This is a genomic window from Cytobacillus oceanisediminis 2691, assembly GCF_007678455.1.
Classification (GTDB): domain Bacteria; phylum Bacillota; class Bacilli; order Bacillales; family Cytobacillaceae; genus Mesobacillus; species Mesobacillus oceanisediminis_A.
This window is the reverse complement of sequence record NZ_VEEP01000003.1, coordinates 111,696-138,020: the sequence shown is the minus strand read 5'-3', so window position 1 is coordinate 138,020 and position 26,325 is coordinate 111,696. Positions and strand designations below refer to the sequence as shown.

Below are 26,325 nucleotides of genomic sequence, written 5' to 3'. Positions count from 1 at the left end.
TTAGTCTGGTATATAAGGCACATATTATTGTGCAGAAAAACCGCCATCAATGACTAGTTCGGCACCAGTAATGTAAGCTGCATCATCAGAAGCCAGGAACAATACGGCACGTGCCACATCATCTGCTTGTCCAAGGCGCTGCAATGGTGTAGCCATAATCAATCGCTGCAAGACCTCACTTGATTCTGACAAGTTTGCCGTCATAGGTGTTTGGATGACACCTGGGAACACAGTATTTACACGGATACCAAACCTGCCATACGCTGTGCTTGCTGCACGTGAAATGGATCGCACAGCTCCTTTTGAAGCGGTATACGTATTAACGCCCATACCAACCATAGCAGTATAACTTGAAATATTCACAACAGCACCGCTGTTTTCCTTCACCATATGAGGCAGTACGTGCTTCATACCGGCAAATGGACCAAAACCATTAATACGCATCATCAAATCCCAGTCTTCAATCGTTGTTTCGTTTATATCCTTTTCAGTCGCAATACCCGCGTTATTAATCAGGATATCAATTCTTCCATGTTCAGCAATGATTTCATCGACAGCCTTTTTCCAATCTTCCTCAGACATTACATTCAACAACTTGCCCTCGATTGATTCATGCTGACTGACTACGTTAAGCAATTCTTTGTTGATATCAGCCGCGATTACATAAGCCCCTTCTTCAACGAAAAGCTCAGACATTCTCTTCCCCATACCTGAAGCTCCACCAGTAATCAAAACGATTTTATTATCAAATTTCCCCATCTTACATCCTCCCTTTTTTTTGTTCCCCCTTATTATATTCGAATAATTACTTTGTGCAAAGTAATATGTTTTTCATATTTAACTTTAAAATGGTGAAGATGGAACAAAAATGTATTAAGTTAGATTACAACCACCCAATGCTTTTTACAGTGGGGGATTAAGCAATATTTTTATTATGTACAGTTTTGCAAAGGGTTAGACCGAAACGTTTCCAACATGAAAAATTACGAATCAAGTTCTATAACTTAATTAGGAGAAAAATTTGGCGAATTGAGAAAAGGAATTGATCACGTGTTACTAGAATATGTATTAAGAATTCGTGAACAAGGAGCTGTTAGGAAAGTGAAACTATACTTACACGCCATCGGTGTTTCTTTCATAATTCATTTGCTTTATTTGACTGGTGGAATGTTAGTTGGCTATATCAAAACGAAAATTTATGAACCAGATGTTGAAGGCTCCTGGGGTCAGGTCGACATGCTGCAAACACAAGTAGCATTCGGATACACTGGTTCACCTCTTATGTTTTTATTCACCTTTTTAGCTATCGCGCTGATTTCTGGAATAATCTTATTTGCGTATAAAAAATTCACACGCTAGTGTTTCCAAAGAAATCCTTATCTAACTTGGAGGCTTGTTATGCATAATGACGTCATTGTGGATGTAAAAGGAATTAAAAAACGATATGGTTCTTTCACCGCTGTTAAAGGAGTATCCTTTCAGGTGAAAAGAGGAGAAATTTTCGGCCTGCTTGGTCCGAATGGTGCTGGCAAGACGACCACCATTGAAATGTTGGTCGGCCTCAGAAAGCCAGACGAAGGCACCGCAATACTATCAGGATTCGATGTAATAAAAGAAGCGAACAAAGTCAAAGAGGTGATTGGAGTACAGCTTCAATCCACCTCTTTGTTCGAATTGTTAAAAGTAGAAGAAATCCTGCATTTGTACGGAAGCTTTTATCCGACTCACGTGGACATCAATGGACTAATCGAAGATATGCTGTTGACAGAGAAGCGGAATGACAGGATCAAAGGACTATCAGGCGGGCAAAAGCAGCGTCTTGCCATTGCACTTGCGCTAATCCATGACCCAGATATTGTGTTCCTCGATGAGCCAACCACAGGACTTGATCCGCAGGCAAGAAGGACTCTTTGGGATATCGTCCTCCGATTGAAAGAGCGGGGGAAAACGATCATTCTCTCAACGCATTATATGGACGAAGCCCATGTGCTCTGTGACCGCATCGGCATCATGGACCAAGGAGAACTGATTGCCCTCGATACGCCAATGAACCTCGTGAAAAAACTGCAGTCCACAAGTTCAGTCGAATTCCATTTGAGCAATCCGCCAGAACAAGACTGGTTTTTGAAAATGGCGGGAGTAGAGGAAGTGTCAATCAAAGACAACTTTGTCCAGTTATATACGGATGATGTTCAAGTCACCCTGACCTCCTTGATCCATGCATCAGCAGAACATCAATTCAAAATTGAGGATTTACAGACTCGATCAGCGACATTAGAGGATGTATTCATCCATATGACTGGAAGGAGCATCAGGGAATCATGAGGGCTTATTGGCAATTAACGCTGGCGCAATTACGGATTTTTGCACGAAATAAACAGGTTTTGTTTTTCACCTTACTCTTTCCGATCATTCTGATGCTGGCACTTGGAACTTTTGCCGGAAATGGCAACAATCTATCCCTATCAGTAGGGCTGATCGATCTCGATCAAACAGCTGCTTCAAAAAACCTAACAGAACGCTTTTACAAAAATGAGGGGCTTGAGGCGAAAAAGTTCAAAAGTATCAAAGGTGGGAAAGAAGCCCTGAAAAATGGAGACATCCAGCTGTTCATGGAGATTCCAAAAGGATACGAAGCGAAACTGGAGAAGCAGAAGGAGGCCATGACACTTCCTGTCTATTATAATGAAAAAAACCTCACAACCTCAGAGCTTGGACTCACTGTTGTGAACGGAATCATTGATCAATACAGCAAGGAACTTACATACTACAAGCCAGTCGTAACGATTGAAAAAGTGGGAATTAAAGCACTGACCATCCGTTATGTGGACTTCCTGGTTCCAGGAATCGTCGCAATGATGATCATGAGCAATAACATGAACGGAGTCGCAGGCCAAATTTCCGCCTGGCGTGAACGAGGAATTTTGCGAAGAATGCAAGGGACGAGACTGAAAGCCTCCACCTTCATCGCCGCACAAATCACCGCCCGCCTGCTGCTTAACGGAACCCAGGCACTGCTCGTCGTACTTATCGCTCATTTCATCTTTAGCATTCACGTCGCAGGTTCCTGGCTTGCCTTGATCTTCTTCATCATCCTTGGCACACTTGCCTTCATGGCCCTCGGCTTCATCATCGCCGGAATCGCTAAAAACCCGGAAAGCGCAGGACCGATAGCCGGATTCATCACTTTCCCGATGCTGTTCCTTGGAGGAGTGTTCTTTCCGATTAACAATATGCCAGACATCATCCAGCCAATCGTGAAAATCCTGCCAATCGCTCATTTGAGTTCCGCATTGAGGGAGACGATGAACCTCGGTACACCATTCCTCCAGTTAGGAACAGAAACACTTGTCCTCGGCGGTTGGTTAATTGGCGGATTCATTGTCGCAAGTTATGTGTTTAAGTGGGAATAGAGGAGGGAGGGAAGAATGCGTCCAACATCTTTAAACAACCAGGCATCTGCCTGTCTCACTGAACTTGGATAATCATCATTTGCTTTCTTGGGAAAAAGTTTTGCGGCAGTTAAGAAACTACAGATTTTCTTTGTGAGTTTTAAAATTTCAATAATTGAAATGACTTGATTCGCGAATGAAATACATGATTCGTCCCTGTGTCTCTTCCTGTAGTGAAAAATTATTTGATAATATCCGCCAATTGTCAATCCAGTGTGTTATACTGAAAACAACCTTTTTATCTTTAAACCGTTTTACATTACCAGTTCCATCTCCCTGCTCAAATCTTGAGCAGGGTTTTTTATTGAGAATTATTTTAGGGAATATAAAAAAACAGGCTCTATATAAAGAGCCTGTTCGTATAGATGATTTTAAATTATGCTTTTTGAACGTTAGCAGCTTGAGCTCCACGAGCACCTTGCTCAACGTCAAATGTAACTTTTTGACCTTCGTCTAAAGATTTGAAACCTTCACTTTGGATAGCAGAGAAGTGTACGAATACGTCGTCTCCACCTTCGCGCTCGATGAATCCGAAGCCTTTTTCTGCATTAAACCATTTAACTGTACCTGTTTCCATTTTTGTTGCCTCCTAGTGCGTTATCGCACAACGTATTACTATCCTTGCCCAAAGTGATCATCAAGACGAAAAGTTGATACTTATACTATCCTTTACACCGAACAAAAATAATTCTTATTCATCATAACAAGAAACGGAGGATATAGCAAATCATTTCTGCTTCAGCTTGAATCGCACACTATTATCGCTGACCATGCTAGGCTGCTTTAATGGTTGGTTGGGACGGTTTCAGTTCCCTTTATTAGACCCTGGTACTGAACTCTCCATCTGAAAAACTGGTTAATCCATATGCTTCACGATTCCACATGGTCATAGGCATCGTTTCAATAAGCTTACTAACAGACTTTTCATCGTATTCCCATAAATTTACATAGGGTTTATCTGAAAAGTCGATTCTTTTCTGTATTCTGTTTCAGTCAAATATTGATGGGAAAATGGAGCAACTTCTTTTGAAGTAATAGGGATAAAATATGGTGTTCTAGAAGAGGATCAGGAAAGTCTTTATTATTGGACACGAGAAATTGCAGAATATCGTCTACATGCACATTTTGAAAGAAGAGCTAAGAACAGCATTCATTAATTAGGGTGTTGTTTTATCATTAATATATTCTGTTTAATATAGAACGAACGTTCTATATGTGTTATAGTTAATAAAGAAAAATATTCAAGTATAAAAACAAATTAGCTTTTAAACATATATAGTCAACGAGTAATATGGTAAAATAGTAAAACTGAAATAATTGTTAATATAACTTTATTATACATGCGAAAAATCTCTGTTAAGAGACTTTGATAAATCTTGGGTACACGTAATACCGAGAGGATGTTCTAAATGTTAAATGTTGTAGAATTGTTTGCTGGAGTTGGTGGTTTCCGGCTTGGACTAGAAGCAACAAATGGATTTGAAGTAGTATGGGGGAACCAATGGGAACCATCCAGAAGAGCACAGGATGCATTTGATTGTTATGCGAGGCGATTTGAGGGGAGAGGAATCCACTCAAATGAGGATATTTCAAAAGTTGAAGCCAGTAGCTTGTTGGATTTAAATATAGATATAATAGTTGGTGGATTCCCATGTCAGGATTACTCAGTTGCGCGCTCCTTATCTGGTGAAAAAGGAATTCAAGGGAAAAAAGGGGTTCTTTTTTGGGAGATTGTAAGATTAGCAACTGACTTACGACCAAAGTATCTACTTTTAGAAAATGTAGATCGATTACTGAAATCTCCGTCTAAGCAACGTGGAAGGGATTTTTCTGTAATGTTGGCTAGCTTCCGTGATCTTGGTTATTCCGTAGAATGGCGTGTCATTAATGCTGCTGAATACGGACAAGCGCAGAGAAGGAGAAGGGTGTTCATTTTCGCTATTCGTAATGATTCTTCATATGTAAAGGCAAGAGAAAAAATCGAAGATCAACAAATGATTAAGAAAGAGGGTTTCTTTGCTAGTGCATTTCCTGTTACGGATGAACCTTCAAAGCATAAAGCGGATTCTTTCATTTTACCTGAGGATTTGGTTGATATTTCAGAGCATTTCTATAGTAATTATAAGAATGCAGGTATTATGAGAGATGGTGTGGTATTTACAGAGGAAGTCTCGCCAAAACTTGAAGATCCAATAACCTTAGTTGATATAATTGAGTCCAATGTAGATGAGAAGTATTATTTATCGGAAACTCAAATTGAAAAGTTCGAGTACCTTAAAGGTCCTAAGAAAATTGAGAGGACCTCTGCAAGTGGACATAGTTATATATTTTCAGAGGGAGGAATGGCTTTTCCAGAACCTTTGAATAAACCAGGTCGAACAATGTTGACAAGCGAGGGTACAATTAACAGAAGTAGTCATGTCATTGAGGATCCGGAGACTAAAAGAATCCGTGTATTGACTCCAGTGGAATGTGAACGGTTGAATGGCTTTCCTGATAATTGGACAGAGGGAATGTCTGATCGAATGAGATATTTCTGTATGGGTAACGCACTTGTTGTGGGCTTGATTCAGCGTATGGGCGAACGGATACTAGAAATAGAAAAGGAAGAGCAAGAGGCAATTAAGAACCATCCACAGCAATTAAGCCTATTTTAATAAGTTATAAGAAAAGACCATGACTTGAGTCATGGTCTTTTTTATGATGCTTCAATTGCTTTGGCATCCCTAATGAAAGAGGAGATTTTTTCAATTGTAATATCAAAGTCATTCCTTATTTCATGTTCCCATATACGTAATATATGCCATCCTCTTTGAAGATAATACTGAGTGTGTTCCTTATCTCGTTCCTGGTTTCGTTCAAGTTTTTTCTTCCAAAAGTCGACGTTGCTCTTGGGCATCTTTCCATGGATTGGACAAAAATGCCAGAAACATGAATCGATGAATATCACTACTTTATATTTTTTTATTGCGATATCTGGAGTACCTACCATTCCTCGTACATTTCTCCTAAACCTGAATCCTTTTCTCCAGAGCTCTTGTGTGACTATTGATTCTAACTTGGAGATTGCTTTAATTGACGACATGATTTTACTTCTTTGTTCATCTACTATCATCGCCATCTCCCTTCATTAGTTCTCTATTGATTTTTTCCTGATTCCATACCAAATAAACCAAAAAAATTCTGTGGAAAAGAATTGGGAAAATTAAAAGGAAGAATTTAATTAGTATTATTATCATGTTAAAATAGTAACTAGAGTTGATATTAAACATTAAAGGTGATTATTTTGACACTTGAGAAAAACAAATATTATTCAATAATAAAAGACATGTTTGAAGAGTTCATCGGCCTTTCATTCGAGCAGATTGCTCATAAAATTAATTTGAATCCTGATTTAGTGTCTAATAAAGCTTCAATTGTTACTATCGTAAACAAAATGTTCGAATTCAAGAATTTGGATAGGAAGACGATTGCAAATGAGTTTCTTCCTCAGCAATTGTCTGTTAAAACGATTCGATTACAGACAAATGGCACTCCTAGGGAGTCAATGTCTTTTGAAAATGTTAATTTTGGTAAATTACTAGAAGAAACATGGCTTGATAGTAGGTTAAGAAATAAGTTTGCCAATTCTGTTTTTTTATTCGTTGTATTTCAATACAAAGAAGTTGAAGCAGGGCAAGTGTTGATTTTTAAGGGAATCAAACTTTGGCAAATGCCACAGGAAACTTTAGATACTGAAGTTAAAAAACTGTGGCAAGCAACAAGGATGGTAATTAAGGAAGGGGTAACTCTTAGGTCAAGGACAATGGGGAAAAAAACTGTCATTGAAAATAACCTTCCAGGGAAACGTGATAATGGTGTTGCTCATATACGGCCAAAAGCTAATGACAGCAATGATAAAGTAGAATTACCTGATAGCCAAATGATTACTAAACAGGCTTACTGGCTTAACAATGATTATATTGGATCAATATTACAGGGTATGCCGGAAGTATACTTGAAAAACTTACTCTGCTATGTAAAGAAAATAAAATTATCATCTGATGATATTGGTAATTTAAAATCAAAATTGACCAAGCATGCTTACACTGTTGATGAGTTTATAAATAAATCTAAACAAGTAATCCCGAACTTTACGGAACTTGATGTTACTCCTGAGTTAGTAGCAGAAATTGGTTTTAAAATCGATAATCCCTTTTTGATCACTGATTCTATAACAAATTTTAATCAATATCTTGATGACATCATATTTGCTGCTCCTTATTTCCAAGTGCCAAATGATCCAGTATTTTTAACGACATATGTTAAGCGGAAAATTGAAAACTATGAAAATGATTTTAAACTTTTGAAGATTGAGGAAAATCTATACATTACAAATGAAAGCCTGTTAAATGGAGGACTAACAAAACAAGACTTAGCTGATTTTAAAAATTCAGTAGAACAATTTTTCGAATATGGAGAATTCTTCACATTCAAAAGCTTAGAGGATAGACAATTCGGAAATGAGCTTTTAGAGTACGGATTCGAAAATATATTCTACCAAAGTATTCTTATGAGGCCAGGGAGATTGAAATACTTGAAATTGACAAGTGAAATCGTTTTTGTCAAATCAAAAAGAAATATAACAATTGATGACTTAATAAGCTATTTAATGGCTGGCGATAGAACCCTAACAGTGGACCATTTTGTCGAAAGAGCTAATGAAAAATGCAATCTAATCATTGATTATGATTATGCTCCAAGGTTAATGCAGAAAGCATCATATTATTACTCTGAGGATCTTATGAAGATTTATGAAAATAAAGAAATCTACTATAACGAAATTTATAATTAGTAAGTTAGGTGAATTCATATGTATAGTCTTTATGCCCTTTGTCTGGTTGGAGTTTCTTTGAACCAAGTAAAAAACTTGGTTAAAGAAGGGTATACCCTCTCAGACTTTGAATACCAAACAGAAAAATACAATGCATTAGTGGCACGTAAGCCTGCTTTAGCACAAAAAATTCTACAGACAATCCCTTCTATTAGTCCTGAAGAAAAAGAAAATAATTTGTATCAAATGGCTCACGAAGGTCTCTCTGGTTTCATGGTTAATACACTTCAAGAACTAGACATTAAGTATAAGGATTTACACCATCTATCTTTAGAGCAATTTAATGAGATGATGAGTGGAAATCGTAAAAATGTCTATAACAAAATAATGACAGCATTTGAAAAGATAGAAGCGGCAAAAGGCAATAGCCCTGTAAGTAAAGTGAAAGGATCTGTCTTAAACTTATTATCTCACTTGAATTTAGACGAAACCATCACAACTGAAGAGTTAATGAAGGTTTTATCGGATAATGCGGGTCTAAAAATTAACGAAGAGATCGTTATCTCGCTTCTTAAGGATTTAAATTCAAGTAAAGATATAGTATATGAATTCGGGGTAATTAAAAGGTACTATCCAAGGCTTATGGGTTACTTGAGGGAGGACTTTAAAGACAAAGAAATATTCGTCGAGCGCTTAAAAGGACAAACACTGGCACAACTTGCACATAAGTTTCAGTATTCTAGACAAGGTATAAGAAATATTGAGACTAGGGTCATTAAAAGAATGCCAGTTTTCGAAGAAGAAGTTCGGTATCTATCTATATTTGAAAAATATGATTTAACAATGGAATTATTTTGCGAATTATTCCAAGAGCCTAAAGAGGTTTTTAACTTCTTGAATATAAAGTGTAAAAAAGGGACTCAATCAGTAATTGATGACGTACTACATGATGGTTTCAACGAGCAGCAACGTAGACTTATATTACGACACCATAATTGTTTCATTAATAAAAATGGAGAAATCAAGGAAATATCCAAGATGAGCATATTTGAAGAAGTAGTGGAGAAATATGCTCTCAATGCTGTGACGGATGCTGAGATTGTGGATAAGTTCAACGAGTATATCCTAAAGAATAATCTTCCAAAAACTTATCTTTCTGAAGAAGATTCGCTAAGAGGAATTAGTGATCGTTGTCCAAACATCATTAAGGGCAAGGGAAATACATATCGATACTATGATTACGATGTCATTACCGAAGAATTCTTGGATTCTTTAAAAGATTACTTGAAGCTTGAGCAGGGTGTCTATAGTATGAAGAAGATTTTTAGGGATAATCCAGATTTTATGGAGGAAATTGATATACGTACTGAATATGAATTACATAATTTGTATCGAAGGTTAATCGATTTTCCGGATGTTACATACACTAGAATGCCAGAATTCAAGGTCGGTGATATAAATAAAAAGGATTTCTTTATTACTTTGTTTCATGAATTTTCTCCAATTCCTTTAAAGAACTTCGTTGAGCAGATTGAAGATATATATGGACTGCGCAAAGATTCTTTGGCTAGCTATATTTTGGGTTATATACCTGAATATGTCCATGAAGATATTATTAAAACTGACTACATTGAAATGTCTGATGAAGAATATAATCAGCTCAATTCATTATTGATCAATCCGATTTATACTTTGGAAGAAGTGAAGAGGATAGGCAAGGCTATCAGGAATGATTTTGATGAAAAATTCATTAATAATATGACTTTATCAAGGGTGAACTACCAAATCAAAAGTAACTTTGTCTTAAGTGACGAATATAACAGTCTAGATGATTTTTATCGATCTCATATATTATCGGATGATTATTTTAGATATGAACGCCTACCTATATATCGAACTCAATCCTTTGGATCCGTGCTTTACAATCTCGAAAAAAACTTCGAGATTTTCAAGATTGAGAAAGACATTTACATCAATTATCGCAAGCTCTCAGATGCTGGTGTATCAATAAATGATATTATGGATTACAAGTATATACTAATGAACTTTATTAATAACGATGAAAATAGATACTTTACACTTTATTCAATCAGGCAAGAAGGATTCGAGCATCGGTTGGACAATTTAGGCTTCTCTGATATTTTTTATGAACGATTGATATGGGCTTTCGAGGAATTTAGGGCTATACCTCTGTCCACAGGTTATATCCTGAAAAAGACAAATGACATAATATCGTTGCGTGGGTTCTTATATGACTATGTGTCTGAAAGACGCGTCGTTAAAATGGAAGATTTGGTTGAGGACATTCAAAAAGAATTCGATGTTACTTTAGAACCATCTAAAGTGATATACTTGCTGAAGCAAACTGATATTTTTTATTCTGATGAATTATATAAAATTTATATTGATAAAGAGGATTACTTTGAGGAGGTTTATGAATGATGGAAGAGATAAACTTGTTGGAATTGATTGATAAGGACATTACTAAAACGACAGGTACTAGAAAGTTATCCATCAAAGGGGAAACAAAGGACTATAGTGTGTATAAAATTCCTTTGGAGTATCTTTTTTATAATGACCAAAATGGACGTATTGCGACTTATATTAGTAAACATGAGGATGACCAAGGCCCAATAAACAGAGACGATAATGAAAGTTACAACCAAATAATTCATGAATTCATTGTTGATTCCAATAGGAATGCTTTCAATAAGACCAAAAATAACATTAAATTGTTTGGTCAACGTCTTCCAGGCGTAGTGTTACAAAATGGGAGAATTATTGATGGAAACCGTCGGTTTACATGTCTCCGGGAACTTAAAAAAGAGGTAGGGAAGGATTACTATTTCGAAGCTGTCATTCTTGATACCGAAAAGGGAATCTCTCCAAAAGATATTAAGCGATTGGAATTGAATCTACAACACGGAGAGGAAAGACCTGTCGACTATAATCCTATTGATAATCTTGTTGATGTTTATAGAGACTTGGTTGAGAATGAAACATTTACTATCAAAGAATACGCAGTTAGTACCAACAAAAAAGATAAAGAAGTTGAAAAGCTAAGGGATAAAGCTATCTTAATGGTAGAATTCCTAGAGTTTATAAACGCTAAGGGCAAGTACTATATTGCTCGTGATTTGAATTTGGACGGTCCGTTGCAGGAAATAATGGTAATCCTAAAACGAACAAATGAAGATCAGGAGGAAGACGTTAAGAATGCATTATTCGCCTCATTATTAACTGCAGATAAGGGCGATTTAACTAGACATATCCGTGAAATAGGCAAAGAAATCATCAATACTAAGAATGCAAAAGACTTTCTTGAAGAATATGAGGATGTCGTCGAAGAGGTTTATGAAACTTTACAGGAAGAGGATGTTGTTGACATCTCGACGATTAATCAAAAAATTGGCTCTAAAAAAGAATTAAAACAAGAAAGTAAAAAAATCATTGAAAAGAAGATTGAAGTTAACCGGATTGATGCTGCGCGGAACAAACCAATAGATTTATTAGAACGCTCATTCCATTCATTAGATTCTATTGATACAACTGCAGTTTCCAGGATGGGTACTGATAACAAAGAGGATTTCAAAGAACTTCTTGAGAAAATTCAAGCTACAATCGATTTATTAGGGGAAAAGGTCAATGTTTAAACAATTGGCATTAAGACCAAGTTATTACACAACAGATGGTGATACGGTCAGTGCCTTTTACAATCCAGTTCTTTCTTATTCAGTAAAATATGACCGAGTAAGTGGATATTTTAGTTCCAAAGCCTTGGCATCATATGCTAAAGGTCTTACAGGGTTAGCGAAAAATGGTGGTCATTTTCGATTGGTCATATCTCAAGATATCAGTGAAGAGGACTTTAATTTGATTAGAGAAGGCTATCAAATTAGATCAGAGATAAAAGGGGATCTTTTAGGAAAGTTGGAGGAGCCTTTGACAATTGAAGAAGAGGTTAATTTCTACAATCTCGCCCATCTCATTGCTAAAGGCATCGTCGATGTAAAGATTGGATTCAAAAGACATGGGATATTCCATTCGAAATTTGGTCTTTGCACAGACAGAGAAGGAAATGTAATCTATTTTACAGGATCAAATAACGAGACTTATGCTGCTATCAACCATAATTATGAAGGATTCGATATAACTGCCTCTTGGTTGGCTTCGGAATTTGATATGCCTAAAATTGATAAAGCCCAAAAAGAATTTGATATATTATGGAATGACAAAGCAAGGGATAAAAATATTTTCATCAAAGAAATTGATGAAATCATAAAGGATAGAATAATGACATTTGATAAGGGGCGAATCATTGTGGATACAGAGATGCTAACTCAGAATGCATTGATTTTGACTTTAGAGGATAATCGCTTGGTTCTACAAGATAACTTAGACTCTGATTTAGTCAATCCAGATGACTTTGCTTTAGCTCGCAAACTAAAAGCATACTACGATGGTTCCTATCCGGATTTTCGTTCGGATTTAACTTATATCGACATGCAAAAGGTCATTAAGATACTAGAGAAGTATTCCATAAAAAAAAGTTTTGATTTTATTGTCAGTCAAAAGCTTTTAGATTTTATTGAACGCAACTCTTATTGGATAGAAGAAAGATCCCAATATGGTCTACTGATAAAAAATCGGGATTCGAGGGTTATAACTGACTATAAAAAATTTAAATCTATTGTTTCAAAAGAGTTGGAACGTGAATTAAGAGAACAGCAAATGTGGAGTGCATTTTATATGACCCAAATGCAAAAAGCAGCCAATTTCTCTGTTCCTGGAGCAGGTAAAACCTCCATGGTTTATGGTGCTTTCGCTTATCTTAATTCACCAGAAGTCAACAAAGCGGATAAGATTGTCATGATTGGCCCAAAAAACTCCTTTCTTTCTTGGAAATTGGAGTTTAAGGAGAACTTCGGGAATAAGAAGGAATTAAGTGTCCTGGATATCCATGAAGAGGAGGTAGCTGATGTAAACTTACGACTAAATGGAGCAAATAAGAACTTGATTCTTATCAACTATGAGTCACTAGGTAAGTATGAATCTGCTCTATCGGATATCATCGATGGGAAAACAATCCTTGTCTTTGATGAGGTCCATAAAATCAAAGGTGTACAAAGTATTAGAGCTCAAGTGGCTAAACGCATAGCTGAAAAGCCGATATATAAATTTGTTTTGACAGGTACTCCAATTCCCAATTCCTATCAGGATATTTATAATTTCTTGAATATCCTATATATGCAGGAATATAAGATGTTTTTTAATTTTGAGTTGAATCAATTAAAGGACCCAGGAGTCACGGAAGTTAATGAAATAAATGCGAAATTGTATCCTTTCTTCTGGCGTACCAATAAGAAACAGCTAGAAGTTCCCAAAGCCAATGAAGATATGATAATTAAGTGTCCGATGACTCATGATGAACAGGAAGTTATCAACTTGCTTTATCGGAAATATGGAAACTCGCCTTTCCATTTGTATATCCGTTTAATACAAGCGTCTACTAACCCAGAGTTATTATTGAAGTCCATTGATTTCATTGAAATGTATGGTGATGATTATATGGAGGACTGGGATGATGAATTGCAGTCTGAGAAAGTCTCATTTAGTGAGAATGACGTTAATATTATCCGCAAAGTGAGAGAAACTTCTAAGTTCGAAAAAGCAATGAAATTAGTTGATAAATTACATGAGGAAAACAAACAATCAATTGTTTGGTGTATGTTTGTTAATACAATTGATAAGGTTTACCGAGAACTAAGTGCAAAAGGGATCAAAGCAGCAGTAATATATGGTAGCACTCCACAAAAAGAGAGGGACAATATCATTGGTCGATTCAAGTCTAATGAGATTGATGTGCTGATTACTAATCCACATACATTGGCAGAATCAGTTTCGCTTCATAAGACATGTCACGATGCCATCTATCTCGAGTACTCCTTCAATTTAACACATATGCTACAATCAAGGGACCGTATACATCGTTTAGGGTTGTCAGAAGGACAATACACTCAATATTACTACTTCATGCTAGAAACAGAAAGTGAGAATCAACGTAACACTATTGATGAAAAGATATATGTCCGACTTAAAGAAAAAGAACAACGAATGATTGAAGCTATAGAAGGGGATGTATTGACTCCAGAACCTTCGGATGACATTGATGAGATTTTGAGGTTGTTCGAATTATAAAGTGATTAGCAACTATTTATGGCCAAATCCTGTAGAACAGCCCTCTCGTTATGGAGAGGGCTGTTTGCTTACTTTCAAATACAATAATATGAAATATATGGTAATATATAATCAAATTAAAAATTATTTATTCCTAAAAAAGATAGGGTGATAATGTTAAATGCGAATAGAAAACTTTTTATTTGAAGTTTTTGAAAGGAATAATTTTGTTTATAGAATAGAAGCGGAAGATGCCCCTAGAGTAAAAAATGAATATGTATTAGCATGGAACAGATGGAAAGAAATTGTTAGTCAAGTGGTTGAATCCTCTCGGAAAAACAACTTAGTTGTCGAAAATACTGAACATTGGCAAAACAGTGGGAATCTACGAAGAAGATTTTGGTCACGAATTAAAGATAAAAACCACCTAAATAATCCATCGTGTATTGCTGCCATGATTAGTAAAGATAATTTGAGAATTTATCTTGAATGGCATGGATATAAAAATGAACCATTGATACAAGAACGAAAAAAACATAATGGTTGGATAGCTTTTGTTTCTAATTGGGTGCAAGAAAATGATATTAACCCATCTGAATATAGAGTTTGGATGAATCATGAAAAAGATGAAGACTTCCGTTCTTACCGGACTTTAAAAGATCTTTTAGACAACAAAGAAATAAGGTTAAGTATACAAGAGGCTTTAAATCAAGATGATAAATCTTGGGTAAGAATCGGAAAGATATTTGATAAAAATTCAGTTCTAAGTAACGATTCAGTAATTTATGAAATGGGGGACATTGCTTCAAAGTTAAATTGGCTATATAAACAAGTTTTAACAAGTTCTTTTAATGACCTTAAATATACAGAGGATGATGAAAGTCAGGATTCTAGATTCTGGTTATTCAATGTTTACTATTCAAAAGAACCAAATGTCTGGAAACAATCAACAATTCTAGGTGTTGCTGCTATGCAATACGAATATGGAAGAGAATCCAGGGCTTCTGTCACAAAAAACTTAAACATCATAAAAGAAATCTCTGAGGGAGATAAAATCGTAGCTTATACAGGTAACAAAGGTTTACTTGGTTACGGAATAGTAGACAGACCTTTCTTCGAGGAAGGCGATGATGAAAAGTTTATACAAGCTATGGGTGCGAATTGGAGACAAAGAATAGGTGTAAAGTGGTTAAAAACATTAGATACTCCCATCACTTATCAGGGAGTGAACTTTATAAAAGATATTGGTGTACTAGGAAGCCCAGTAATGGGTTCATCAACTATTTTTGAATTATCATTTAATGGTTATGATTTTTGTAAAGGATTAATTAACGAAGAACTTCCTAAAAAAATAAGAGAAGATAAGCTTCCTAATATATCAACAAGAGAGATTATTGATCATATAGATAATTACATTAAATCGAAGGGATTTTATTTTGAACATGAGGAAATAGTTAATTTATTTTTGTCATTGAAAACTAAGCCATTTGTTATTCTTTCTGGAATCTCAGGAACAGGCAAGACGATGATTATTAAATGGTTCGCTGAAAGCGTAGGAGCGACAGATAGTAATGGACAATTTAAATTAATACCAATCCGCCCAGACTGGAATGATGGATCTGATTTACTAGGATATGTTGACATACAGGGTGAGTTTAAAGAGGGGCCGTTAACTAAGGTAATCAAGAACGCTCACCAAAATCCTGAGTTGCCTTATTTTGTTCTTCTCGATGAGATGAATCTGGCACGTGTTGAGTATTATTTTAGTGATATTTTAAGTGTGATGGAAAGTCGCAAGTGGGAGAATGGTGAGGTTGTTTCTTCTACTCTTCTCTCAAGTGATGTTTATGGAGAGGACGTTACTCTTCCAAACAATCTTTATATTATCGGAACGGTTAATATGGATGAAACGACACATCCATTCAGCAAAAAGGTATTGGATCGGGCAAATACGATTGAGTTCAATCGTGTTAATCTTGGTAACCTGGCCTTTTTAACTGAGCTTGAAGAAGTGGAGCCGAAAGTCATCGGTCAAGATCGTTTTGCTTCTAAGTATCTTCATTTGAAAGATGTATATAAAGAAAAGAAAGAAATAGTGGCCAAGGCTACGGATGAACTGGTTAGGATCAATGAATCGCTTCAGTTGATTAATGCCCATGTTGGGTACCGTGTCCGGGATGAGATCTGTTTTTATCTGGTTTACAATGAAGAATCAAATCTAATGAAGTTTGAAAATGCATTTGACCACTGCATTTTGCAGAAGATCCTCCCTCGAATTGCAGGCAGCGACACAAGAGTGGAACAAATGTTGAGGGGACTCTTTAGTCATTTTACGAATCGAGATTATGAAGAGGATCAGAATGGCCAAATAGACATTCAAAATGCCAGGTATCCGCGAAGCGCAGCTAAGGTTGCTGAAATGCTTGGGAGGTTAAGAAACGATGGCTTTACTTCCTTCTGGATCTCGTGATGATGTTGAATTAGTAAAAATAGAAACTGAGAATCTTTCATTAGTGATAAAGGGAAAACCTTATCATGAGCGGTATGAGGGGTTACGGCAGTATAAGGCTATGGACCGTCATGATGTGATGGATTTCACTGTGAGTGGAGATGGCATTCAGGTAATCAAAGTTTATGATATAGCCAATCAGGAGTTAGTAACCCCCTCCGAGCAAAGGCCAATCTTTTTTGAAAATGGGGTCTATCAGCTGATCGTCGTTCCGAAGGATGATCGTGAGTTCACTTTTTATCACGAATATCCTCTTATCAGACAAGCAGTCACACCGGTACCCATTGGCCACCAATCTATTTTAATGGGGAATCTGCAGTTTCAAAATGATGTTGGATTTACAACGTTTGAGATTAGGGCAGATGGTAAGACAATCCTTGAAGTCACGCTGGAGATATTTCCTGTAAAACTTGATTATAAAAAGGATTATCAAAAGCTTTTAGAGGAAGTGAATGATGAAATCTATAACTTGGCTTTTCATTTTATCCGAAAAACCTATTGGGGTGCCAGGTTAAGGCTGGAGGGAAATCCGTCGAAAGCGGAATTCTACCGGCTGATTAGTGAGCATTTTCATCAATTTCTTCAAGCAGTTGCTAGAATCGAATTTCAACCCCATCATAAATTGGAGAAAACATATGAAAAAGCACGCGGGGACCAGCTCAGGAAGCAAGACTCTGTCAGCAGGAATTTTTTGCGGAAGCGTGCAAACGTTTTTGTCGATGTATCAAAAGGGATTAGTGTTCATGGCAGGACAGTCATGCCATCAGAAGGGTTGAAAATCAAAAAAGAGCTTACATATGATACTTTGGAGAACCGCTATGTTAAGTGGATGATTGAGCGGATCAAACAAAAGCTGGATGATTTGTTGGACTCTATAGTGAGCAAGAACAGATGGACCAGAGAGAAGCCAGATTATGACTTAGTTAAGAAAATTGAATCGAAGTCCAAACAGTTAAAGTCGAAGCTGAGCAGTCCTTTTTGGAAGTCTATTGGCAAGCTGGACCGATCAGTAATGAGTCTTGTTCTGCAAATGGCACCTGGTTACCGAGATGCTTTTCAAATCTATTTAACCGTATCAAAAGGATTGATGCTGCAGGGGAAGCTGTACCGAATGTCGGTGAAGGACGTCGCCACTCTCTATGAATATTGGACTTTCTTGAAGCTTGGACAGATTCTTAACCGAAAGTATAAGCTTATCAGCCAGGATATAGTTCAGGTTAACAGGGAAGGTTTGTTTGTAAATCTGGAAGCAAATAAAACAGCCAGGAGAATATTCAGACATCCTGTCACAAATGAAGAAATCATTTTAGCGTATCAAAAACGGGAGACTAGCTTGCCAACTGTTTCGCAAATACCAGATACGATGCTGAGCATTGAGAAAAAGGGAAAGGGTTACAAATACCATTATATTTTTGATGCTAAGTACCGAATTGATTATGCTCAGGAAGAAAGCTATTATCAGAAACGATATAAGACACCCGGCCCGATGGAAGATGATATTAATACAATGCACCGCTATAGGGATTCAATTGTTGCGACAAGTGGGGGGCCATTTGAGAGAACCGCTTTTGGAGCTTATGTCTTATTTCCGTGGTTTGACGAAACCGTCTATGAAGAGCATCATTTTTACAAGAGTATCGATAAAGTGAATATTGGCGGGCTGCCTTTCCTTCCGAATGCCACGAATATGGTTGAACGGTTTGTAGAAAGATTGATTGATAAAAGTCCTGAGGAAATTCAAAGAGAGGGCATCCTGCCAAGGGGAGCACATGAAGAATGGAAATCAAGCCTGGATCAAATGGTGATGGTGGGACTTGTTTCCAATCAAGAGAGTTATGATCAATTCATCAAGGAAGACTATTATCAAATACCTGTAAAGCAATTGAGGAAAGGCTGGCAAGAAGCTGAGTATATAGCTTTATATGTAAAAAATAGCTTGAACACTGATAATGGCGTACAGCTTTATGCAAAGATTAAAGATGTCAGGCCTTATCATGTTGGTACAGATGAATATATGCGTTTTCATGTCGCTGCGTGGTCCAAGTTGAAGCAGAAAGTAAGGCCCGTTAATTATGGTATATCAAGCTATGTGATGACGACCTTAAATGCTCTAAAGGAAGCGGAGGAACTTCCTGAATTATTTATGAAGTCTAAGCAAGAGATGACCATCTGGCGAATGCTTAGAAGGGTCTCTGATCAAATTAGGGTTGATCTGGACCACGAGAATCTTGATCGTGCTTCTGGAATATCAGAGTATAAGATTAAAGATATAAAAGTGATCATGGATAAGCAGGAGAGAAAAATCCGATTTATTCAAAAAAGCTCAGAAGAAGAAGTTTCGATTGACCAATTAGAGAAAAATCCTACAGGGGTTTTTAAGAAATTGATGGAGATGCTTCAAAAATAGATTGATCAACGGCAGACTAATGGGTCTGCCTTTTTGTGTTACTTGAAACTTATAGTGCGTTTTATTCATGGATTGGTTTGCACACTTTACAAGGTTTAACGGATGTATCGTTCAGCTCTTCAAGATGTTCCAGAGGATGATAGTAACCGTTCTTCTCCTTATTAATAATCACTTTCATATCAAAATTCTTTTTTGTGATATAGGAGCAGCTTGTCTTATGAAGCTTGTTTCCGGTAGCACTGTCATAAACGATCACATATGGATATTTCAGGATTTCAGCAAACATCTTTATAGCCATAAATAACACTCCCTTTTTCTATGAATATATCACTTAGAATAGCTAAATGGTATAATTTAACTAAAGTATATTCTAAATAGAGGAAAAAAGACATGGCATCTTTTACTGAGGAAAAAATTGATTTGCCGGGAAACTTAAGAGGTAGAAGTATTCATTTAAATGTTATGAGGGGGTTAATGGTCTAAGTATGGGTAAATCAAAGGAGTATAACAAGTTAGTCCGAGACCGAATACCTGAAATCATTCATCGGGCGGGAAAATCATTTAACACAAGAAAACTACAACATGAGGAATATATCAAAGAGCTGAAGAATAAAGCATTTGAAGAACTAAATGAATACGCTCAGAGTAACTGCAGTCTTGAAGCAGCTGAAGAACTGGCGGATTTATTAGAAGTAATGCATTCATTAGCAGAAGTACATGGGTATACATTTGATCAGATTGAGGAGATTCGTCAACGTAAAGCTGAGCTTAGGGGCAGGTTTAGGGATAGAATCTATTTGATTGATGTTGAGGGTTAGTAAAGATAAGTGATAATCAACAATTTAGAGTACTTTCTACGGAACGATTGGTATAAGAAAAACAATACCAATTCATTGAGTGGGTTGAAGGTAGGAATGAATATATTCGGTATTTTTTTCACGATTAAGCTGTTTATTAGGAAAGCGTCAATCTAAATTACTGTTGTTATCCTTATATATCAATATATTAATGTGTCTTGGGGAGAAGTGGAATGGCTTTTCTAAAAAATGTTTTTAAAGGTGTAGGCTACATATTTGTATTTGGCTGGTTAATGGGATTCTTATTCAATTTCGTTTCAGCGATATCAGGATTCATCATTCAACCTGGAATGCCTGAAAATGTAAATAACTTAATATGGTCGCTGGTGAGCATTCTGATCGTGGTTGTTTCATTTTTAATCAACAGAGAAATCGTCCTTGATGTAATTGGCTTTTGTTTGACTTTTGGCTTTATGGGATATCCTGTTTTGCATGCCATGCTGGCTATGATCCCGACTTTTCTTTTGCTGTTTAAATTCGAGAATAACGGATGGATTCATGAAGTAATTATTGGAGCTGTTCTAATCCTCGTCTTTATCTTTGTTGTAAGTCCTGCCTATCAAAGATTTATCAAGTGGTATTTTAAAAAGAAAGAGACTTTACTGGTAAAGGAGGACACATTAATACCTGTAATTCCTCCACCCAGTGACAAAAACCAAAAGAAACGTAAAAAGAAAAGGCTTAGTTAAAGGTGAAGAAATTCGATAACTAAGCATTTTATATTTTCATGTTTTATAATTCGCTAAGTTTTTAAGATTACTAGCAATGGGTTTGAGAACAAGCATTAGATACGTCACTCTGTTCGAAGGATGATAAAAATGACCAACCTAAAAGGAAAACTTGCCATAGTCACTGGCGCAAGCCGTTCAAAGGGAATAGGGGCAGCGATTTGTCGCTCACTTGCGAATGCTGGGTCAGATGTATTTTTTACACATTGGTCTGCATTTGATGAGGTTAGCGGTAATGGAACAGATAAAGATTTTCCAAATATGTTATGTGAAGAGTTGAAGAATGTAGGAGTTAATGTTACTCATATGGAGGTTGACTTGAGTAGCATTGAATCACCTGGTCTTATCATGGACCGGGTTGAAGAAACGTTGGGGACACCGAATATATTAGTGAACAATGCTACGTTTGAATCGCCTGCGAATTTTCGTACTTTGAATAGAGAGAATCTGGACATGCATTACAAAGTGAATAACAGTGGGACTATAATGCTGTCTATGGAATTTGCCAAAAGGTATGAAAAGGCATTTCCTGCGGGGAAAGATGGCCGAATCATTAATATGGTATCTAAAGGGCCGGATCCAAACAATCTTGCCTACATAGCAACTAAAGGCATGATGATCGCCATAACCGAACCTTTATCAGTTGGATTAGCGCCCATCGGAATCACTGTGAATTGTGTCGATCCTGGTCCCACTGATTCTGGTTGGATAAATGATGAATTGAGAGAACAGCTGTTGCCACTGTTTCCAACAGGTCGAATAGGTGTACCTGAAGATGCTGCTCGGTTAATAACGTTCCTAGCCAGTGATGATTCTGGCTGGATTACTGGCCAAACGATAAAATCTGAGGGTGGATTTTTGGGGAAATAATTTAATTCTAGAATGCTATTATGGAAAATAATAAACCTGATTTCTTTCTGAACACGAAGGAATCAGGTTACTTTATGTTTTTATTGAATGCATGGTGTGCTCATCGGCTTCCATCAATCTGGCCTAGTTGGCCGCTCAAGTGACTTTTAAAAAAAGTCCAAAACCAGTCATCGAATAAAATACCGCCCTAAAAGATTCCCAACCAGGAAAACCATAATCATGACTAAACTAACCGGAAGACTGGTGAAGATCAATTGCCATTCCAACAGTCCGGATTCGGCTGAAAAATAGTAGGTAACGAGGCAGTAAGGGATAAGAAGAAAAAGGGCCGTTATGATCCCAGGTGTATAGGCCCTGAACTTAATGCTTTGAACAATATGCATGGATGCCTGCAAAACAAATAAATTAAGAATGGCTGTAAACATAAGAAAACCTTCTCCGCTAGATGCAAACTTAGCGGTCATCACTGCAGTGAAGGAGATAATCAGTAAGATCCATGTCGCTGAAACAGCAAGCTGGGCAGCGGAGGAACCTAGTTTTTGCCTCATTCTTAATGTCATCTCTACGAAGTTGGTTTTCGGATATTTGTTAGTATCCATGGAAGATTCAATGGTTATGATTTCTTCTAGATCATGAAAAATGAAAATGATGGGAAACAACCAGATTAGTGTTTTCAAATCTAAAAATTGGTGGAGCTCCGCTAGCATCTTAAGTCTACCTCCTTGTGGTTCCAGAACTGTCGTTTATTGTGCATTTTATGGGACAGGATTTAATATTATGCCAAAGGCCAAACAAGAGAGGTCTAGAAAGCACAACCATTGTTGTATTAATCACCATATAGGAGCTGTCCGCCAGCTAATTTTTGATAATGGGCCAGGGCAAGCAATGGAAAAACATATTCATAACAATGGTAATTGATATAAAAAGAGCCTGCCATACCTCTTCCTTTTGGGTAGGTCGTCGTCCATTCTTTTTCCTTCCTACCCACTAAAAAAGCTGCACCGTTTTCAATTTCAGGCGTAACTTCAGTGGCCGCCGAAATCAGTGTGTCAAGAGCCCAGGCGGTATGAGGGCGGGTACTTTCGCCAAGAGGCACATAACGATTTTTGATATCACTTTTACACGATTCTCCCCACCCGCCATCGGGATTCTGGTTTGACCGAAGCCAGGTTAATGCCTTATGAATGGCTGGATGCTTTGGAGAAACCCCAACTGCAATCATTCCCGTTACAGCCGCCCACGTACCATAAATATACACACCCCAACGCCCCACCCAGGAGCCATCTGAATTTTGCTGCCGCAACAGCCAGCGAATGCCATCTTTAATCATAGGATGGTGAAAATCCAGATTGGTATAGTTGCCGAAAAACTCCAACGTCCTTCCCGTTAAATCAACCGTGGACGGTTCGATCAATAAATCTTTTCCACCCTCGATTGGTAACAAGGTCAATATTTTTTTATCCACATCTTTTTCAAACGCCGCCCAGCCTCCATCATTGTTTTGCATGGAAGTCAGCCAGTTTACTCCACGATCCCATGCATGCCTGTAATCCACTTTTTCTGTGGCCAAAGTACGAATTGCCCTCAGTGCAGCGGTTGTATCGTCAATATCCGGGTGGAACGTGTTCAAGTCCGCAAATCCCCAGCCTCCTGGTAACAGGTCTGGTGCATGAATGGCCCAATCCCCGTATTTGAGATGCTGACGGGAGAGGATGTATTCAATTGCCTTTTGAACAGTGTTCGATGAATAGGTAATACCGGATTCTTGCAGAGCATAATTAATCAAGGTTGTATTCCAGACCGTAGCCGTTGTGTACTGGCAGTGGAGTTTTCCGTCAATCCGTGTGGCCATTGCTTTCAACCCTTGAACAGCACGACTAATAACTGGATGTGTACTATGATAGCCTCTAGCCATTAAGGCAAAAATCATTAGTGTAGTACAGCTGAAATAATTCAAGAAGGTGCCGTCGGGTTCGATTCGGTCCAGCATATACTTTTCGGCACGATATAATGCCAACTCGCGAAGGTTTCCATGGGATTTCAATCCCTTAATCCCTTGTTTAATCCAATTGATGAGCGAGCGCGCATCTTCTTCTTGATCTTCTGTTAAAAAACGAACTTCTTTGTTTTGAAATAAATCGGAGAGATCGGGCGATCGTGGTGTTCGCTTACGGAAATTCGTATTGGCGAGTATCAAAAAAGGGATAAGGTTGGCTCTTCCGTATACGGAGAGGTCAAAAAGATTGATTGGGAAGGTGTCTGGTATAAGCATCACTTCAATATTAATGGGGAGGTGGGGCCACTCACAATGTCCTGTCAGGGCAAGCATGATTTTTAAAAATAAATGGACTTCCGAGGCACCTCCGTTGGCCAAAATAAACTTCCTGGCGGCCTGTATATCCTTGTCTTTTTTAACCCTGTAACCAGAATAAAGGAGGGCATAATAAGCTTCCACAGTGGATGTCATATCACCTTTTTCCTGGTCGTGAAACAGCTTCCATGACCCATCTGCCTGCTGTTCTCCTGCGATCCGATCCACCAATTCTTTTATGAAATCTTCATCATTTATCTCCAATGTCCGTAATAAGATAATCATACTGCAGTCCGTTTGGATTCCAGTCTCGAAAGGATAATGCCAGGCACCGTTGTCTGATTGGTCCTGGATCAATTGATCAGCAATTCTGTTCATTTCCTTATATACCCGATGCCTCATTTAACCCATCCTCTCCCGAATATTCATCTTTGTATTCATATTCCTTGTGAAAAATGAATATGCATTCTTGACTGAACCACTAAAAATGAACTCCCATGAAGGATGATGCCGTTCTTGCTGAACTCTTTCTCAGATGTAAAAAAAGAATTAAAGAAAAAGGCGAAAAAGAAAGCTTTCGGTCATCTGCCTGATTTTTCAGAAAAAGATAAACGATGGATTTATTTTATAAAAGAGCAGACCAGACAACTCAATCAAAACAATGTAACACGGACGCAAGCGTATTTTGATTTTTATCTTCAGCACCCTGAAATACATTGGGCATTTCTCGGACATATGGTATCGCGAAACGTCGGATGGAACATGACGGATTTAAAAGGGGAGTTGCTGACAAAGCTTTTATCTGATAAGAATCAGAAAGACTTTTTTTCCTTTTTGGAGCGCGGCAGCTGGTTGATATTTCAAGATGTGTATCCTCAATTTTTGATCTATGACCTGAGTGTGAGAGGCAGAAAGGAAATGTTCCATCTTTTACGTTATTTTCATGTTTCCACCTACATGGAAACGATGTGGCGTTATTTTTGGAACAGTGGTGATCAAGCAGCATTGGCGTTTGCGATGGTGATCAATGAACAAAGCTATCTGGAAAAAAGATTGATTCAAAATCAGCATTATAAAAAAATCGTTACAGGTACGGTCAGCTTTAAAATGTACGATTTTTTGAATTTCAACAATATCATTTTTCCCTGTTCTGCCGGGGAGAAAAAGGAGAAAGCTTCCCTTACTGGTGGCACCTTACGCTACTTCACTTCGCTCCACGAGAGAATTTTATTCGGAAAAAAGTTGTATTCGCTTCTTTTTCAGCAAGAAAGAATTCTGGCTGGGGTCTTGAAATGGGCCCAAGAACATCCTCACACAGGCTCAAGGAAAGATTATTGGCCTCATTTGTTTAATGATATAAATGAATTTTTCCCCCGGTCCCTTTATAAGCGTCGGGTCAAGAATTGCGAGTTGAGAAAGGGTGCCGAGCGGTTATACAGCCCGCCCTTGAAATACGCATGGCCGGATATCCCTCATGAAGAGGCAGAGAGCGGGGATTGGTTTAAGGATTGGCATGTCCTCGATTATTTTCATAAGGAAGTCAGTTTGGATGGAGAAATTTTAACTAATTATTGCAAAACCATCGAAAAAATTGAACTTGCCGTTATGGCGAAGGAAGCTATTCTATTGAGAGAAGAATAATTAAACATGAGCAGATTCTAAACAATATTAGCATATTCATAACTTTAAAATCAAAAGGCTATATTGATGTCTTTTGATTTTTTATTTGTTGAAACGATCAGTTCATTATAGCTGTTATTAATGGTATCTTTTTAATGTTTCTACTGCTTTTGACCCTCATTAAAAATTAAATTTTAGATAATTTATCCAAATTCACACTTTTTTCGACACGAATTGTGTATAATTGAAAACAGCGGAAAATTTAATACATAAAGAATCTGGTGTCTGCTAGACGAATTTGAGTAGTTTAGAGACTTAATAGGGAAGTTGGTGAAATTCCAACGCGGTCCCGCCACTGTAACTGGGAGCTTCAAGCTTTATGCCACTGTACTGTTTGTATGGGAAGGCGCTTGATAGCAATGACCAGAAGCCAGGAGACCTGCCTGATTCTTCGCTTCACAACCTACGAGGATAGGAGGTGTTTGGGAACGATTCTGGCTTTTTATTAGAGGAACCGATACAAACATCTCCATGAGTAAAATGGAGGTGTTTTTTTAGTTTTATAGACCGATTTTTTTTGT

General features: G+C 37.4%; 20 protein-coding genes and 1 riboswitch. Of the genes, 14 read left to right on the top strand and 6 right to left on the bottom strand.

Translation table 11 applies throughout. The features are described 5' to 3' along the window. Positions 1-24 precede the first annotated feature (24 nt). The gene (locus tag FS736_RS07110; protein ID WP_144475690.1) at positions 25-759 is read right to left on the bottom strand and encodes an SDR family NAD(P)-dependent oxidoreductase; all 735 of its coding nucleotides are present in this window, start codon (positions 757-759) and stop codon (positions 25-27) included. A 270-nt stretch (positions 760-1,029) separates the two neighbouring features. On the opposite strand from FS736_RS07110, the gene FS736_RS07105 reads away from it, so the two are divergent. From FS736_RS07105 to FS736_RS07095, 3 genes are read left to right on the top strand one after another with little or no spacing between them, the layout of a single operon-like run. Next, entirely contained in the window at positions 1,030-1,359 is a 330-nt protein-coding gene (locus tag FS736_RS07105) for a hypothetical protein (protein ID WP_260983553.1), read from the top strand. A 39-nt stretch (positions 1,360-1,398) separates the two neighbouring features. Beyond that, positions 1,399-2,325: an ABC transporter ATP-binding protein gene (locus tag FS736_RS07100; RefSeq protein ID WP_144475688.1), complete on the top strand. Its 927-nt coding sequence runs from the start codon at positions 1,399-1,401 to the stop codon at positions 2,323-2,325. After that, positions 2,322-3,413, top strand: coding sequence for an ABC transporter permease (locus FS736_RS07095; RefSeq protein ID WP_144475687.1), 1,092 nt, complete (start codon positions 2,322-2,324; stop codon positions 3,411-3,413). Before FS736_RS07100 ends, FS736_RS07095 begins: the two co-directional genes overlap by 4 nt. Positions 3,414-3,828: 415 nt before the next feature. Here FS736_RS07095 and FS736_RS07090 read toward each other — a convergent pair whose 3' ends face one another. Then, positions 3,829-4,029: a cold-shock protein gene (locus tag FS736_RS07090; RefSeq protein ID WP_144475686.1), complete on the bottom strand. Its 201-nt coding sequence runs from the start codon at positions 4,027-4,029 to the stop codon at positions 3,829-3,831. An 832-nt stretch (positions 4,030-4,861) separates the two neighbouring features. Here FS736_RS07090 and dcm point away from each other — a divergent pair. Beyond that, the gene (gene dcm / locus FS736_RS07085; RefSeq protein ID WP_144475685.1) at positions 4,862-6,109 is read left to right on the top strand and encodes a DNA (cytosine-5-)-methyltransferase; all 1,248 of its coding nucleotides are present in this window, start codon (positions 4,862-4,864) and stop codon (positions 6,107-6,109) included. A gap of 41 nt (positions 6,110-6,150) precedes the next feature. On the opposite strand, the gene FS736_RS07080 is transcribed toward dcm, so the two are convergent. Further along, complete coding sequence (locus tag FS736_RS07080) at positions 6,151-6,567, bottom strand: very short patch repair endonuclease (protein WP_144475684.1); 417 nt, start codon at positions 6,565-6,567, stop codon at positions 6,151-6,153. Positions 6,568-6,738: 171 nt separating this feature from the next. Here FS736_RS07080 and FS736_RS07075 point away from each other — a divergent pair, with 171 nt between their 5' ends. The 6 genes from FS736_RS07075 (at position 6,739) to FS736_RS07050 (ending at position 19,358) form a co-directional block, all read left to right on the top strand. Beyond that, the gene (locus FS736_RS07075) at positions 6,739-8,286 is read left to right on the top strand and encodes a MutH/Sau3AI family endonuclease (protein WP_144475683.1); all 1,548 of its coding nucleotides are present in this window, start codon (positions 6,739-6,741) and stop codon (positions 8,284-8,286) included. Positions 8,287-8,304: 18 nt separating this feature from the next. After that, complete coding sequence (locus tag FS736_RS07070) at positions 8,305-10,707, top strand: hypothetical protein (protein WP_144475682.1); 2,403 nt, start codon at positions 8,305-8,307, stop codon at positions 10,705-10,707. After that, on the top strand, positions 10,704-11,918 hold the full coding sequence (locus FS736_RS07065; RefSeq protein WP_144475681.1) for a ParB/RepB/Spo0J family partition protein: 1,215 nt from the start codon (positions 10,704-10,706) through the stop codon (positions 11,916-11,918). Before FS736_RS07070 ends, FS736_RS07065 begins: the two co-directional genes overlap by 4 nt. Then, positions 11,911-14,463 carry an SNF2-related protein gene (locus tag FS736_RS07060; protein ID WP_144475680.1) on the top strand — a complete coding sequence of 851 codons (2,553 nt, stop codon included), beginning with the start codon at positions 11,911-11,913 and terminating at the stop codon, positions 14,461-14,463. The genes FS736_RS07065 and FS736_RS07060 overlap by 8 nt, the downstream gene beginning before the upstream one ends. 160 nt (positions 14,464-14,623) lie before the next feature. Beyond that, complete coding sequence (locus tag FS736_RS07055) at positions 14,624-16,912, top strand: HI_0552 family protein (protein ID WP_144475679.1); 2,289 nt, start codon at positions 14,624-14,626, stop codon at positions 16,910-16,912. Further along, complete coding sequence (locus FS736_RS07050) at positions 16,884-19,358, top strand: restriction endonuclease-like protein (RefSeq protein WP_144475678.1); 2,475 nt, start codon at positions 16,884-16,886, stop codon at positions 19,356-19,358. The genes FS736_RS07055 and FS736_RS07050 overlap by 29 nt, the downstream gene beginning before the upstream one ends. 61 nt (positions 19,359-19,419) lie before the next feature. Here FS736_RS07050 and FS736_RS07045 read toward each other — a convergent pair whose 3' ends face one another. Beyond that, positions 19,420-19,656, bottom strand: coding sequence for a hypothetical protein (locus FS736_RS07045; RefSeq protein WP_144475677.1), 237 nt, complete (start codon positions 19,654-19,656; stop codon positions 19,420-19,422). 187 nt (positions 19,657-19,843) lie between these two features. Between FS736_RS07045 and FS736_RS07040 the strand changes: the two genes are divergently transcribed. The 3 genes from FS736_RS07040 (at position 19,844) to FS736_RS07030 (ending at position 21,813) form a co-directional block, all read left to right on the top strand. After that, positions 19,844-20,176, top strand: a complete 333-nt coding sequence (locus FS736_RS07040; protein WP_144475676.1) for a nucleoside triphosphate pyrophosphohydrolase — start codon at positions 19,844-19,846, stop codon at positions 20,174-20,176. A gap of 212 nt (positions 20,177-20,388) precedes the next feature. After that, the gene (locus FS736_RS07035; RefSeq protein ID WP_144475675.1) at positions 20,389-20,904 is read left to right on the top strand and encodes a hypothetical protein; all 516 of its coding nucleotides are present in this window, start codon (positions 20,389-20,391) and stop codon (positions 20,902-20,904) included. 129 nt (positions 20,905-21,033) lie between these two features. After that, on the top strand, positions 21,034-21,813 hold the full coding sequence (locus FS736_RS07030) for an SDR family oxidoreductase (protein ID WP_144475674.1): 780 nt from the start codon (positions 21,034-21,036) through the stop codon (positions 21,811-21,813). A 167-nt stretch (positions 21,814-21,980) separates the two neighbouring features. Here FS736_RS07030 and FS736_RS07025 read toward each other — a convergent pair whose 3' ends face one another. Continuing rightward, positions 21,981-22,520 (bottom strand): HXXEE domain-containing protein, encoded by a 540-nt coding sequence (locus tag FS736_RS07025; protein WP_144475673.1) that lies wholly within the window; start codon positions 22,518-22,520, stop codon positions 21,981-21,983. Between the two features lie 119 nt (positions 22,521-22,639). Continuing rightward, positions 22,640-24,526 (bottom strand): squalene--hopene cyclase, encoded by a 1,887-nt coding sequence (shc, locus tag FS736_RS07020; RefSeq protein ID WP_144475672.1) that lies wholly within the window; start codon positions 24,524-24,526, stop codon positions 22,640-22,642. 105 nt (positions 24,527-24,631) lie between these two features. Here shc and FS736_RS07015 point away from each other — a divergent pair, with 105 nt between their 5' ends. Continuing rightward, complete coding sequence (locus FS736_RS07015; protein WP_144476058.1) at positions 24,632-25,765, top strand: DUF2515 family protein; 1,134 nt, start codon at positions 24,632-24,634, stop codon at positions 25,763-25,765. Positions 25,766-26,006: 241 nt separating this feature from the next. Next, positions 26,007-26,205, top strand: a riboswitch (cobalamin riboswitch). The last annotated feature ends 120 nt before the right edge of the window (positions 26,206-26,325 follow it).